General features: G+C 74.0%; 9 protein-coding genes. 5 read left to right on the top strand and 4 right to left on the bottom strand.

Translation table 11 applies throughout. From position 1 onward, the window contains the following. The first annotated feature begins 244 nt into the window (after window positions 1-244). The gene (locus ACZ6Q9_RS18185) at window positions 245-415 is read left to right on the top strand and encodes a hypothetical protein (RefSeq protein WP_350706584.1); all 171 of its coding nucleotides are present in this window, start codon (window positions 245-247) and stop codon (window positions 413-415) included. A 107-nt stretch (window positions 416-522) separates the two neighbouring features. Here ACZ6Q9_RS18185 and ACZ6Q9_RS18180 read toward each other — a convergent pair whose 3' ends face one another. The 3 genes from ACZ6Q9_RS18180 to ACZ6Q9_RS18170 all read right to left on the bottom strand — a co-directional run bounded on the left by ACZ6Q9_RS18180 (window position 523) and on the right by ACZ6Q9_RS18170 (window position 4167). Next, window positions 523-1386: an alpha/beta hydrolase family protein gene (locus ACZ6Q9_RS18180; protein ID WP_393267674.1), complete on the bottom strand. Its 864-nt coding sequence runs from the start codon at window positions 1384-1386 to the stop codon at window positions 523-525. A 90-nt stretch (window positions 1387-1476) separates the two neighbouring features. Beyond that, a complete protein-coding gene (locus ACZ6Q9_RS18175) occupies window positions 1477-2688 on the bottom strand; it encodes a glycosyltransferase (protein WP_396830226.1) in 1212 nt (403 codons plus the stop codon). A gap of 222 nt (window positions 2689-2910) precedes the next feature. Next, on the bottom strand, window positions 2911-4167 hold the full coding sequence (locus ACZ6Q9_RS18170) for a globin domain-containing protein (RefSeq protein ID WP_393267669.1): 1257 nt from the start codon (window positions 4165-4167) through the stop codon (window positions 2911-2913). A gap of 125 nt (window positions 4168-4292) precedes the next feature. On the opposite strand from ACZ6Q9_RS18170, the gene ACZ6Q9_RS18165 reads away from it, so the two are divergent. Continuing rightward, a complete protein-coding gene (locus ACZ6Q9_RS18165; RefSeq protein WP_393267666.1) occupies window positions 4293-4736 on the top strand; it encodes an RrF2 family transcriptional regulator in 444 nt (147 codons plus the stop codon). A 67-nt stretch (window positions 4737-4803) separates the two neighbouring features. Here ACZ6Q9_RS18165 and ACZ6Q9_RS18160 read toward each other — a convergent pair whose 3' ends face one another. Continuing rightward, window positions 4804-6066: a hypothetical protein gene (locus ACZ6Q9_RS18160; RefSeq protein WP_396830225.1), complete on the bottom strand. Its 1263-nt coding sequence runs from the start codon at window positions 6064-6066 to the stop codon at window positions 4804-4806. Between the two features lie 363 nt (window positions 6067-6429). On the opposite strand from ACZ6Q9_RS18160, the gene ACZ6Q9_RS18155 reads away from it, so the two are divergent. From ACZ6Q9_RS18155 to ACZ6Q9_RS18145, 3 genes are all read left to right on the top strand, one after another. Continuing rightward, window positions 6430-8511, top strand: a complete 2082-nt coding sequence (locus tag ACZ6Q9_RS18155) for a hypothetical protein (RefSeq protein ID WP_396830224.1) — start codon at window positions 6430-6432, stop codon at window positions 8509-8511. A 210-nt stretch (window positions 8512-8721) separates the two neighbouring features. Continuing rightward, a complete protein-coding gene (locus tag ACZ6Q9_RS18150) occupies window positions 8722-10779 on the top strand; it encodes a type IIA DNA topoisomerase subunit B (RefSeq protein ID WP_396830223.1) in 2058 nt (685 codons plus the stop codon). A gap of 38 nt (window positions 10780-10817) precedes the next feature. Then, on the top strand, window positions 10818-13307 hold the full coding sequence (locus ACZ6Q9_RS18145; protein ID WP_396830222.1) for a DNA topoisomerase (ATP-hydrolyzing) subunit A: 2490 nt from the start codon (window positions 10818-10820) through the stop codon (window positions 13305-13307). Window positions 13308-13333: the final 26 nt, after the last annotated feature.

Below are 13333 nucleotides of genomic sequence, written 5' to 3'. Positions count from 1 at the left end.
CGCGGCGCAAACCCCCCGCCGGGGTGGTATTGCCCCGACCTACCCCGCCGTTTGGGGGGGGGCCCCGCGGTTCCGGGCACCCCCCGCCCCCGGGGGGGGGGCCCCCCCCCCGCCGCCCCCCCCCCCGGCCCGGCCCGCGGCGGGTACGGGCGGTCGCACCGGCGACGGGGCGCGGCCGGGAGGAGTCGGCGGGGCCGGTGCGGGTAGATCGCGGGACGGACGATCCGAGCGAGAGGGGAAGAGGATGTCGCAGCCCGACGAGAGCCGGGAGAAGACCGCCTCCACCGACGCGGTGCTGATGCACCCGGGCAACGATCCGCGCAAGACGACGTCCCAGGTGCCGCCGCCGCCCGAGCGCGGCGAGACCCGTGTCGAGCGGGACGGCGAGATGGTGCCCGTCGAGACCGACGAGTGACCGGGCTCCGGGCGGCGGGCACACGGCACGCCGCCCGGGGAGGCGTGCGGGCGTGACGTCGGCGGGACCGACCCGACCGTGGCGCGCAACGGTCGGCCGAGGACGCCTCAGCGGGCCGGCAGGTCCGTGGCGAAGCGGGCCACCCGGGCCGCCAGCGGCGCGGCGGCGCGTACCCAGGTGAAGTGGTCCATCCGGGCGCCGGCCTGCGCCGCGGTGTAACGCTCGCGCACGACGGGCGCCGCGGCCAGCTTCGCGCAGAGGTGGTCGAGCGTCTCGTGCGGCGTGTACTGGTCGTCGTCGACGCTGACCGCGAGCACGGGGCTGCGCAGCTCCCGGACGGCCGCCTCGGCGTCCACCCCACCCAGGCGCGGGAAGCGGCCGGTCCGCGCGGTGTGCGCCCAGTCCCGGATCACCCCGCGCGCCTGCCGGCCGCCGAAGCCCCAGCCGGGCCAGACGCCGAGCAGCCGGGCCGTCGCCGCGATCCCCTGGGTGTACGGCAGGACGCCGTACCCGCGCAGTCCCGGGTAGCTGCGCCACCAGGGCATGCCGACGGCGACCAGGGCCAGCCCGTCGACGTCGTGGGCGCCGTGCACGGCGAGGTGCAGCAGCGCGGTCTGCCCGCCGAGGGAGTGCCCGAGCAGCACCGTCTTCCGCCCGTCCCGCCGGGCCTTGAGCGCCGCCAGCACGGCGCCCACGTCGGCGGCGAGTTCCGCGTAGCCGTAGCGACAGGCGCGGCTCGGCGCGGGCGTGCTCTCCCCGGTGCCCCGCAGGTCGGCCACCGCCACGGCGAGGCCGGCGGCGCGCAGCTCGGCGGCGAACGGCCGGTAGTAGCGGGCGCGCACCCCCATCGCGGGTGAGACCAGCACCAGCGGCGCGTCGGCGACGCCGTCCGGCTCGGGGTAGACCTGCAGCCCGATCCGGGCCCCGTCGACCTCGACGAACTCCTGCCGGTATTCCCCCGTCGCGTTCATCGCCCCAGGCTACGGCCCGAGGCTACCGGCGGGTAACCGAGGGGTGGTGGGGATCACCCGCGTCGCCGGCGCCCGCCGTGCCGTCGGCTGTCAGGCCAGGGCCGGGGCGGTCCGGCCGACCGTGCTGACCGAGGCGTAGACCGCGCTCAACTGCTCGGCGCAGCGCTTCCACGAGTACCGGCTGCGGACCCGGTCCAGCGCCGCCGTGGCGTACGCGAAGCGGCGGACCTTGTCGGCGAGCAGCCGGCGGATCGCGGTGCCCAACGCCCGGGGGTCCCGGGGCGGCACGAGGTCGCCGGTGAGGCCGTGGACGACCGTGTCGGCGATGCCGCCGACATTCGACCCGACGACGGGCACGCCGCAGGCCATGCCCTCGAGCGGGGCCAGCCCGACCGGCTCGTACCAGGGGGCGGCCACCAGGAGGTCCGCCGAGCGGTACCAGGCGGCCAACTCCGTGCGGGGCACCGCGCCGACCAGCTTCACCCGGTCGGCCACCCCGCAGGCCTCGGCGAGCGCCCGGAGCCGGCGGGCGAAGCCGTCCGCGGGGAGCGACCGCGCCGGCGGGCCGCCGACCACCACGCACTCCGCGTCGGGGACGGCCGGCAGGGCCCGGATGACGTCCTGGAAGCCCTTGCGTTCCACCAACCGGCCGACGGTGACGATCCGCCGGCGGGTCGGGTCGCGCGGGGCGACGGGCCCGTCGGGACGGAAGAGCTCCTGGTCGACCCCGCAGGGGACCAGCACCATCCGGGACCGGGGCACGCCGAGGCGGACCAGCTCGCCGATCTCGTCCTGGCACTGCACGACGACCCGGTCGGCGGCCCGGCCCAGGGCCCGCTCGTAGCCGATCCGGCCTGGTGGACTGGTGTCCCGGGCGCCCTGCTGCCGCCGTGCGACGGTGCCGAGCGAGTGGTACGTCAGCACCACCGGGACCCCGGTGCGCCGGCCGGCGTGCAGGGTGGCCAGGCCGCTCATCCAGTGATGGGCGTGCGCCACGTCCGGCGTCCAGTCGCCGTCGCGCCACTGACCGGCCAGCCAGCGCCCGAACTCACCCAGGTGCGGCATCAGCTCACTGCCGGGCAACCGCAGCGCCGGCCCGGCCGGCACGTGGCACACCTGGTAGCCGTCCGGAGTGGACACGGTGTCGGGTTGGGCGGCGGACTCCCGGCGGGTGTAGACGCGGACGTCGTGCCCCTCGCGCACCAGCGCGGCGGCCTGCTCCGCCACCCGCGTGTGCCGCCCGCCGGCCTCCCCGAGGACGGCGAGCGGGCTGGCGTGCTCCGAGATCATCGCGATGCGCATGTCTTCCTCCATCGGCCGGCCCGGTCGTCCGGGAACGGGTCGCGCCGCGGACGGTGTCGCCCCGCGAGCCCGTCGCACCCGCATGCGGAGTCCCCTACCCCCGGCCCTGTCGCCTAACCGCCGGCCCGCCGAGTTCTCGGCGGGCCGCCCGGCCGGCGGCGGGGACCCGGCCGGTGGTGGGGTGAGCAGCCCCACCACCGGTGGCCGGTCGGTCGCGGAGGGTCAGTTCCGGTCGTCGCGGAGCATGCCCGGGCCGAACACCTCGTAGGCGATCCGCTCCGCCGGCACCCCCCGCCGCAGCAGGCCACCCCGGACGGTGTTCATGAACGGCAGCGGCCCGCAGAGGTGCACGTGGGCGTCGGGGGAGAGCGGGATCAACGCGGGGTCGACCCGGCCGCCGGCCACCTCGGCGGCCAGCCCGGCCAGCTCGGCGTCGGTGACGTCCTCGTACCACAGGGCGGTGCGCAGGTTGGGCAGCGCGGCGTGCAGGCGTGGCAGTTCGCCGCGGAACGCGTGCGCCGCGCCGGCCCGGTCGGCGTGCACCAGCACCACCGGGCGGTGCGGCTCGGTGGCCGCCAGGTGCTCCAGGGCGGACATCGCCGGGGTCAGCCCGATGCCGGCGCTGACCAGCAGCAGCGGGCCCTCCCCGGCCACCGCGCTGACCTCGCCGAAGGGCGGGCTGAGCCGGAGGGTGTCGCCCTCGGCCACGTGCTCGTGCAGGAAGGTGGAGACCATGCCGTCGGGGCCGGCGTCGGTGCCGCGTACCCGCTTGACGGTGATCCGCCAGTGGTCGGCCCCCGGCCGGCCGGAGAGGCTGTACTGGCGGATCTGCTGCCCGCGGCCCTCGTCCAGGTCGACGGCGACCGAGGCGTACTGGCCCGGGACGAAGGTGGGCACCGGGCCGCCGTCGGCCGGGACCAGGGTGAACGAGACGACGTCCACCGCCTCGGTGACCCGACCGGTGACCCGCCAGTTCCGCCAGACCGACGCGCCCTCGGCGAGCCCCGCCCCGACGTAGAGGCGGGCCTCCCGGGCGATCAGCTCGCAGGCCAGCAGCCAGTACACCTCGTCCCAGGCCGCCGCGACCTCCGGGGTGACCGCGTCGCCGAGCACCTCGCCGACGGCGGCGAGCAGGTGCCGGCCGACGATCGTGTACTGGCCGGGGGTGATGCCGAGAGAGGCGTGCTTGTGCGCGATCCGGTCCAGGATCGGGCCCCACGGCGCGTTGCTGCCGCCGGTCAGGTGTTCCGCGTACGCGACCACGGAGGCCGCGAGCGCGGCCTTCTGCGCCCCGGTTGCCTGGTTGCCGCGGTTGAAGATGTCGAGCAGCTCCGGGTGGGCGTCGAACATCCGCTGGTAGAACCGGCCGGTGATCGCCTCGCCGTGCGCCTGTACGGCGGGCAGGGTCGCCGTCACCACTGCTGTTGAGGACTCCGAGAGCACGACTTGTCTCCTTATGCGCTGAACCGCTCGGGCCATGCCAGCAAAACAGGCATTCGAGATACCTCTTTAGGGCCGAAGGTCCCGGGTCGGAGGTCGGGTGGATCACAGATCGCGTCCGTCGGCCCGTGGTGGGGCGCGTCGGCGCTGGCTAGGGTCGGGACGTGAAGCTCAACCGGTCCACCGACATGGCGCTGCGGATCGCCATGCTCACCGCCGCGAACCCACGGCGGATGACCGTGGACGAGCTGGCCGACCAACTGGCGCTGCCCCGCAACCACGTGGCGAAGGTGGTGCAGCGGTTGCAGCGGCTCGGCGTGCTGGTCACGATCCGGGGCCGCTCCGGCGGGGTCGCCTTCGCCGAGGGCGGCCACGAGACCACGGTCGGGCGGGTGGTCCGGGCGTTCGAGGGCGACGACGAGGTGGTGTCCTGCGACGAGCCGGCCTGCTCGCTGCGTGCGGCCTGCCGGCTCCGGGACGAGCTGCGTCGGGCCCGTGACGCCTTCCTCGCCGTGCTGGACGGGGTGACCCTCGGCGGCCTCGTCGACGGGCCGACCGGTCCGGTGCTGCTCGCCCTCGGCCTGCCCCGCGCCCGCCCCGGGGCGTGACTGATCCGGGCGTGGACGCGGCGGAACCCCGCGCCGGGCGGCACGGGGTTCCGGGACGCGGTCGCGGTCAGGACACGGTGACGGAGCCGTCGGCGGCGCGGACGCAGGCCACGGAGCGGGCGCCGGTGGCGGCCGCGCCGGTCAGGCACTGCCCGAGCACCTGGTGGCCGGCGGCGTTCGGGTGCCAGGACTCCTGGCAGGTCTGGAAGTAGCTCACGCAGGTGTTCGCGATCCGCTGGATGGCGATCTTGTCCTTGCCGGCGAAGCTGGTGACGAAGACGCCGTTCGGCGGGCTGTCCTGGAGCCGGATCGGGGTGGCCAGCGCCCCGGTCGGGCTGGCCCCCGACTCGCAGAGCCGGGCGCCGTCGAAGGCCCGCTGCACGTTGAGGTGGACCAGGTCCGCGCCGGGGAACTCGGCGGCCAGGGCGTCGCGCGTGGACCGCACCAGGGTGCCCAGGCCCTGCGAGAAGCGGTGCCCCGGCAGCAGGCTGGCCCGGTGGATCGGGCAGCCGGCCGCGTACCGCTCGGCACCCAGCGCGCGGAACTTGTCCCGGGTGTCGTCCCGGCTGTCCTCGCTGTGGAAACTCGGCTCCAGGTCGAACGGCAGCGGGTTGGTGTAGTCCTGGAAGACGATCCGGTGCTGGCCGTCGGCGTCGATCTCGCGCAGCGTGGTGAGCAGCTGGCGTACGGCCGAGGTGGTCTCCGCGGTCGCGGCGCTCCACTGGGCGGCGGTGGCCAGGTCGGCGTCCGTGCAGGGCTCCTGCTCGACCGGCCCGCCCAGGTAGGCCCAGAACTCCCACCAGCCGGTCCAGGCGTCGGCGATGAACCGGTTGGCGCACTTCTCGGCGACGTCGCCGAAGGTGAACGAGCTGTTGTTCGAGCCGAGGCCGAGCAGCACCAGGTCGATGTCGTGGGTCCGGCCGACCGCGCGGAGCTGGTCGAGCTGGGCGGCCACCTGCCGGCCGCCGGCTCGGGCCGACGAGGCGGTGGCGATGTCGTGCGGCTGCCCGCCGGAACACGCGAGGTTGAACCGGTCCTGGATGCCCGGCAGGCTCGCCCGGTGCAGCGAGGCGTTCGCCGAACGGTGGCAGAAGAACGCGTTGCTGTTGGGCGCGGTCCAACCCGGGAAGCCCTGGGCGACCCCGGTGACGTCGACGACGGGGGTGTACGCGCCGGCGCCCTCGCCGCTGATGAAGCTGTCGCCGAGCGCCACGGCGGCGGTGGGTGGCGCCGCCGCGGCCGGAGCGGGCAGCCCGACGGCGGTCGACAGTGCGGCGGCGGCGGCGACGGCGAGCGCCGCCGCGAGAGTCGTACGACGGAACCTGGACATGACGTCCTCCATCTGTACATCGAAATGCGAAAGATCCTCTCGGTCGCGATCCCATCACCTCGGCACGACGGACGTCAATGGCTCGGCGCGGAATGGTCCGTTGCGGGACGCGCCCGCCCCGGTGCACCGGTCCGTTTCCACCTGGCGGCGGCCCCCCGGCGTCGACCACACCGCATCGCGGCGGCCACCGGGTGCCATGACGGAACGTCGATCATCCGGCGGTACGGCGGCTGTCCTGAGGGCCTATGTCCCGCTTGTACTCACAGGATGTGACGGCTATGGACACCGGTCGAAGTGCGTCTCTACAGTTCCGGCGTCCGGCTTTCTACTTCCACGGGGGTTGCGGTGGCCGTCGGCCGCTCGATGCACGCTGTCCAGGTCCAGAAACGATCCGTACGCCGCCTGATGGCCGGCGGGCTCGCGGCGGCGCTCGGCGCCACCGTGCTGGCCCCGCCCGTGTCGGCCGCGCCGCCGGCCGCCGCCGGTACGGGCACCACCGAGGCCGCGCGGGCCGCCGCGGCGGCCGAGCGGACCGGCCAGCGGGTGGAGGTCCTCTCCGCCCGCACCGAGTTGACCCAGGTCTTCGCCAAGCCCTCCGGCGGCTTCGTCGCCGAGACCGCCGCCGTCCCGCAGCGGGTGCGTCAGAGCGACGGGTCCTGGGCCGACGTCGACCTCACCCTGCGCCGCGACGCGGGCGGGTTCCGTCCGGCGGTCTCCCCGGCCGACGTGCGGTTCTCGGCCGGCGGTCGCGGCCCGGCCACCACGCTGACCAGCGGTGGGAAGTCCCTGACCCTCGCCTGGCCGGGGGAGTTGCCCGCGCCGGTGGTCAGCGGGGACGCCGCCACCTATCCCGAGGTGCTGCCCGGGGTGGACCTGGTGCTCCGGGCCACCCACACCGGCTTCACCCATGTGCTCACGGTGAAGACCCCGCAGGCGGCCGCGAACCCGGCCCTGCGGGAGATCCGCTTCGACCTCGGCGGCGACGTGCGGGTCCGGCGCGACGCCGACGGCTCGCTGCGGGCGCTCGCCGGGACGGCCGAGGTGGCACGCAGCGCGCCGGCCGAGATGTGGGACTCGACCGCGACCTCCGCCACCGGCCGGTCGGCCGCGGGGAAGTCCTCCGCCGCAGGCCCCGGCGCGGGGGCCCGGACGGCCCCGGTCGCCACCGCGATCGACGCCGCCGGCGACCTGGTGTTGCGCCCCACGCCGGGCCTGCTCGACCCGGCGCGGGCCAGCTTCCCGGTCTACATCGACCCGGCCTGGTCCTCAGGCGCGTCCCGCTGGGCGTACGCCACCAGCGACAACTTCACCAACAGCGACACCACCCGGGCCATCGTCGGGTTCCTCCCCGACAGCAACCGCACCTACCGCTCGTATTTCGAGTTTCCGACCAGCAGCCTGGTCGGCAAGCACATCCAGTCGGCATACGTGCGGATGAAGCTGGACCACTCCTGGAGCTGCTTCGCCACGCCGACCTACATGTACCAGTCGGCGCCCATCGCGACCACCCCGCGCACCGCTTGGGCGCCAACGCTGACCACGCTCAGGGCCAGCGCCAGTGCCAGCGCGTGCGCCAGCGTCACCAGTCCGCAGCCTGACGCCATCATGAACTTCGCCGGGAGCAACGTCACGGCGGCCATCCGGACCCAGGCCGGCACCGGCGCTACCTCGATCACGTTCGGCTTCTGCGCGTGCAGCGACTCGGCCGGCACCGGCGAGGGCGACCAGAACCGGTACAAGAAGTTCTACCCGGACGAGGCCCGCCTGGTGGTCGACTACGACTCGCTGCCCGGCCAGCCGACCGGCCTCCAGGTCGGCGGGCAGGCCTGCGTCACCGGCGACCGGGTCGCCCTCGCGACCCCGCCGACCCTGTCGGCCGTCTTCCCCGACGCGGACGCCGGCCAGATCCTGCAGACCGCGTACGAGCTGCTGGAGATCCCGGCCTCGGGCAGCTACGACAGCAGCACGCCGCGGCTGACCCCGCCGGCCGGCTCGGCGGTGACCGCCGGCGCCCGCTCCACCACGGCGCCCGTGACCGGCGTCCTCGGCGGCAAGGCGTACGCGTGGCGTGCCCGCAGCACCGACCCCGCGCCGTACGGTCTGCTCAGCCCCTGGTCGGCGTGGTGCGAGTTCACCGTCGACGACCAGCCCCCGACGGTGACCGTCGACCCGGTCACCAACCCCGCCCCGCCCGGCCAGTTCTACACCTACAAGCTCCGCTCGCCCGACCCCGACGTGGTGATGTTCCGCTACGGCTGGACCAGCCCGCCCACCGAGGAGGCGGAGGCCGGCACCACTCTCGGCTACCCCGGGAAGACCGTCTCCGTGACGCTGACCACCCCGGCGTACGGCACGAACACCCTGTACGTGGCGGCCGTGGACAGTGCCGGGAACGTCGGGTACGGCTCCCTTGTTGTGCAGGTGGACCCGCCCGCGGCCGGCTGACCCGCGAACCGGTCACGGCGCCGCCGGACGCCGGATCCGGACAGACCACGCGACGACGCCGCCGAGGCCCGCACCACACGACGTGGTGCGGGCCTCGCTGCGGGGCGCCGTCGTCCTGTCGCATCTCCCGGTTAGGCTCGCTGCGGCGCGCCGGCCGACCGCCGATGTCGGACGCGGCACCACACCGCCGAGACCTGGGAGTACGACCAGTTGACCGCAGAGCCTGAGACCCTGTACGGGGCCGACGACCTCACGCACCTCGAGGGGCTGGACGCCGTCCGCAAGCGGCCCGGCATGTACATCGGCTCCACCGACAGCCGTGGCGTGGGTCACCTCGTCAACGAGATCCTCGACAACTCCACCGACGAGGGCGTCGCCGGCCACGCCTCGAAGGTCGAGGTGACGCTGCACGCCGACGGCTCTGTCCAGGTCGACGACGACGGGCGGGGCATCCCCACCGACGTGCACGCCAAGTCCGGCATCTCCGGCGTCGAGCTGGTGCTGACCCGGCTGCACGCCGGCGGCAAGTTCGGCGGCTCCGGCTACAAGACCTCCGGCGGTCTGCACGGCGTGGGCGCCTCGGCGGTCAACGCCCTGTCCCGCCGGTTCGATGTCACGGTCCGCCGGGGCGGCAAGATCCACGCGATGTCGTTCCGGCACGGCGTGCCGGGGATCTTCGACGGCGACGGCCCCGAGGCGGCCTTCACCCCGGGCCCCGGGCTCCAGATCGTCGGCGCGATGAAGCGCGGCCAGCGCAGCGGCACCTCGATCCGCTGGTGGCACGACGCGCGCTACTTCGAGACCGGCGCCGCGTTGGACGCGGACGCCGTCCGGATGAAGCTGCGCAACACGGCCTTCCTGGTCCCCGGCGTGAGCTACACGCTGCGCGACCACACCGGCGAGGAGCCGACCGAGGAGCGCTTCCACTACCCCAACGGCCTGACCGACATGGTGGAGTTCCTCGCCCCGGCCGGCGACCGGCCGGTCTCCGGCACGCTGCTGGTCACCGGCGAGGGCACCTACCGGGAGAACGCCGCCGACGCCAACGGGGTCATGCAGTCCAACGTGCAGCGGCGGGCCGAGGTCGAGGTGGCCTTCCGCTGGGGCACCGGCTACGAGCGCACCGTCGAGTGCTTCACCAACACCATCCGCAACGCCCACGGCGGCACCCACCGCAAGGGCTTCGAGCGGGCCCTGGCGCGCACCCTCGCCGACGCGGTCCGCAACACCCGTGGCCTGCTGAAGGCCAAGGAGGACCCGCCCACCCTGGACGACGTCCTGGAGGGCATGACGGCGGTCGTCCACGTCCGGATCCCGGAGCCGCAGTTCACCTCGCAGACCAAGGACGAGCTCTCCACGGCCGGCATCACCAAGGTGATGCAGTCGCTGGTCGAGCAGCACCTGAAGTCCTGGCTGGAGGACCGGAGGACCAAGGCCGAGGCGCGTACGGTCCTGCAAAAGATCGTCGATGCGGCCCGGGTGCGGCTGACCCAGAAGCAGCAGAAGGACGCCGCCCGGCGCAAGACCGCCCTGGAGGGCGCGTCGATGCCGGCCAAGCTGGTCGACTGCCGCGCGGCGGGCATCGAGCGCAGCGAGCTGTTCATCGTGGAGGGCGACAGCGCCCTCGGGACAGGTCGACTTGCCCGATCTGCCGAATACCAGGCGCTTCTTCCGATCCGGGGCAAGATCCTCAACGTGCAGAAGGCCAACCTCCAGCAGGTGCTCGACAACGCCGAGTGCGCCGCCATCGTGCAGGTGCTCGGCGCCGGCTCGGGCCGCACCTTCGACCTGTCGGCCCTGCGGTACGGCCGGGTGCTGATCATGGCGGACGCCGACGTGGACGGCGCGCACATCCGCACCCTGCTGATCACGCTCTTCGCCCGCTACATGCGGCCGCTGATCGAGGCCGGCCGGCTCTATGCGGCCATGCCGCCCCTGCACAAGATCACCACGAAGGGGCGCAACCCGCAGACGATCTACACCTACACCCAGGCCGAGATGGAGGCGACCGTCCGCAAGCTGGAGAAGGCCGGCAAGCAGATCGTCACCCCGATCCCGCGCTTCAAGGGTCTCGGCGAGATGGACGCCGACGAGCTGTGGGAGACCACGATGAACCCGGCCACCCGGGCGGTCCGCCGGATCACCCTCGACGACGTCGACGCCGCCGAGCGGATCCTCGAGCTGCTGATGGGGGAGAAGGTCGAGCCGCGCCGCAACTGGCTGATCGACTCCGCCGACCGGGTCGACCGCGAGGCGATCGACGCATGACCAGGCCCGCCACCACCCGTCCGGAAGAGAGCTGACCGATGGCACGCCGCAAGGACGACCGCGCCAAGGTGGACCTGTCCGCCTTCGACCAGGCCGGCGCGCGGGTCTTCGACAACCCGCTGGTCACCGAGGTCTCCGACTCCTACCTGGAGTACGCCTTCTCGGTGATCCACTCGCGGGCCCTGCCCGACGCCCGCGACGGCCTCAAGCCGGTGCACCGGCGCATCCTCTGGTCTATGTACGAGCAGGGGCACCGCCCCGACCGGGGGCACGTGAAGTCCGCCCGGATCGTCGGCGACGTGATGGGTAAGTACCACCCGCACGGCGACACCGCGATCTACGACGCGATGGTGCGGCTCGCCCAGGACTTCTCGCTCAACGCCCCGCTCATCGACGGGCACGGCAACTTCGGTAGCCCGGACGACGGGCCGGCGGCGGCGCGCTACACCGAGGCCCGGATGTCGCGGGAGGCCATGCTGCTCGTCGGCGAGCTGGGCGAGGACACGGTCGACGTGGAGCCCAACTACGACGGCTCCCTGACCCAGCCCACCGTGCTGCCGGCGGCCTTCCCCAACCTGCTGGTCAACGGCGCGTCCGGGATCGCGGTCGGCATGGCGACGAACATGATCCCGCACAACCTCGGCGAGGTGGTCTCCGCCGCCCGCTGGCTGATCAACCACCCGGACGCCACGCTGGACAAGCTCATGGAGTTCGTCCCCGGGCCCGACCTGCCCACCGGTGGCCTGCTGCTCGGGCTCGACGAGGTGCGCCGTGCCTACGAGACCGGGCGCGGCGTGGTCCGCATGCGGGGCCGGGTGGAGATCGGCCCGCTGGAGGGCAGCCGGGGCCGGCAGGCGATCACGGTCGTCGAGCTGCCGTACGGCGTCGGCGCGGAGAAGGTCATCGCCGCGATCACCAACGAGGTCAACAAGACCAAGCGGCTCACCGGCATCGCCGACGTCAAGGACCTCACCGACCGGGAGAGCGGCACCCGGCTGGTCATCGAGTGCAAGGTCGGGGTCAACCCGCAGGCCCTGCTCGCCGACCTCTACCGGCTCACCCCGCTGGAGCAGTCGTTCGGCGTCAACAACCTGGTGCTGGTCGACGGGCAGCCGCAGACCCTCGGGCTGAAGGCGCTGCTGGAGGTCTTCCTGGCCCACCGCTACGAGGTGGTGACCCGGCGCAGCTCCTACCGCCGCCGCAAGCGCGAGGAGCGGCTGCACCTGGTCGACGGTCTGCTGATCGCCCTGCTCGACATCGACAAGGTGGTCAAGCTGATCCGGGCCAGCGAGGACGCCCAGGCCGCCAAGGACGGCCTGATGCAGAAGTTCAGGCTCTCCGAGATCCAGGCCACCTACATCCTGGACACTCCGCTTCGCCGGCTGACCAAGTACGACCGGATCGAGCTGGAGGCCGAGCAGGAGAAGCTCCGCACGGAGATCGCCCAGCTCTCCACGATCCTCGACGACCCGAAGGTGCTGAAGAAGGTCGTCTCGGACGAGCTGGCGGCGGTGGTGAAGCAGTTCGGCGCCCCGCGCCGCACCACGCTGGTCGACGGCGACCTCAAGGAGGTGCTGGCGGCCTCCGTGCCGGCCGGCCCGCTGGAGGTCGCCGACGACCCGTGCCAGGTGATCCTCTCCGCGACCGGGCTGGTCGCCCGGACCGCGGCGGAGTCGGAGGAGGCGTCCGAGGGGCGCCGGCGGCACGGCCGCGTCAAGCACGACGCCGTACGCGCCATCGTCCACTCCACCGCCCGGGGCCGGGTGCTGCTGGTGACCAGCGCCGGCCGCGCGTTCAAGGTCGACGTGCTGCCGCTGCCGGTGCTGCCCGAGCAGGCCGGGACGGTGTCGCTGCGCGGCGGGATGGCGGCCGCCGAGCTGGTGCCGCTGGAGCCGGGGGAGACGGTGGTCGGGCTGGCACCGCTGGGGCCGACGGCCGAGGGCTCACCGGGGCTGGCGCTGGGCACCCGGCAGGGCGTGGTCAAGGTCTGCGCGCCGGAGTGGCCCGTCCGCTCCGACGAGTTCGAGGTGATCGGCCTGCGCGAGGGCGACGAGGTGGTCGGGGCGACCTGGCTCACCGACGGGGCGGAGACGCTCACCTTCGTCACCTCGGAGGCGTCGCTGCTGCGCTTCCCCGCCGGGCTGGTCCGTCCGCAGGGCGTCAAGGGCGGCGGCATGGCGGGCATCAACCTGCCGGCCGGCGCCCGGGTGGTCTTCTTCGGCGCGGTCCGCACCGACGACCCGGGTCACGGCGAGCCGATGGTGGTCACCTCCACGGGAGCCACGGTGAAGGTGACGCCGTTCCAGGCGTACCCGGCGAAGGGGCGGGCGACCGGCGGGGTGCGCGCCCATCGCTTCCTCAAGGGTGAGACCGACGTGGTGGTCGCCTGGGTCGGGTCGCGTCCGGTGGGCGCGACCGCCACCGGTGAGCCGGTGGAGCTGCCGGCGGCCGACCCGCGCCGCGACGGCTCCGGCTTCGCCGTCATGCTCGGCCCCACCGTCGTCGGCCACCAGGTAGAACGCGACTGACCCCCCGGACGGGCGAGGGGCGGCTG

The organism is Micromonospora sp. NPDC049139 (assembly GCF_055586845.1).
This window is presented reverse-complemented; position numbering and strand designations above follow the sequence as displayed.

What these genes read in the sequence shown, in the direction of transcription:
- ACZ6Q9_RS18185 (WP_350706584.1), top strand. Translation starts at nt 245, where the DNA reads ATGTCGCAGCCCGACGAGAGCCGGGAGAAGACCGCCTCCACCGACGCG.
- ACZ6Q9_RS18180 (WP_393267674.1), bottom strand. Translation starts at nt 1,386, where the DNA reads ATGAACGCGACGGGGGAATACCGGCAGGAGTTCGTCGAGGTCGACGGG.
- ACZ6Q9_RS18175 (WP_396830226.1), bottom strand. Translation starts at nt 2,688, where the DNA reads ATGCGCATCGCGATGATCTCGGAGCACGCCAGCCCGCTCGCCGTCCTC.
- ACZ6Q9_RS18170 (WP_393267669.1), bottom strand. Translation starts at nt 4,167, where the DNA reads ATGGCCCGAGCGGTTCAGCGCATAAGGAGACAAGTCGTGCTCTCGGAG.
- ACZ6Q9_RS18160 (WP_396830225.1), bottom strand. Translation starts at nt 6,066, where the DNA reads ATGTCCAGGTTCCGTCGTACGACTCTCGCGGCGGCGCTCGCCGTCGCC.
- ACZ6Q9_RS18155 (WP_396830224.1), top strand. Translation starts at nt 6,430, where the DNA reads ATGCACGCTGTCCAGGTCCAGAAACGATCCGTACGCCGCCTGATGGCC.
- ACZ6Q9_RS18145 (WP_396830222.1), top strand. Translation starts at nt 10,818, where the DNA reads ATGGCACGCCGCAAGGACGACCGCGCCAAGGTGGACCTGTCCGCCTTC.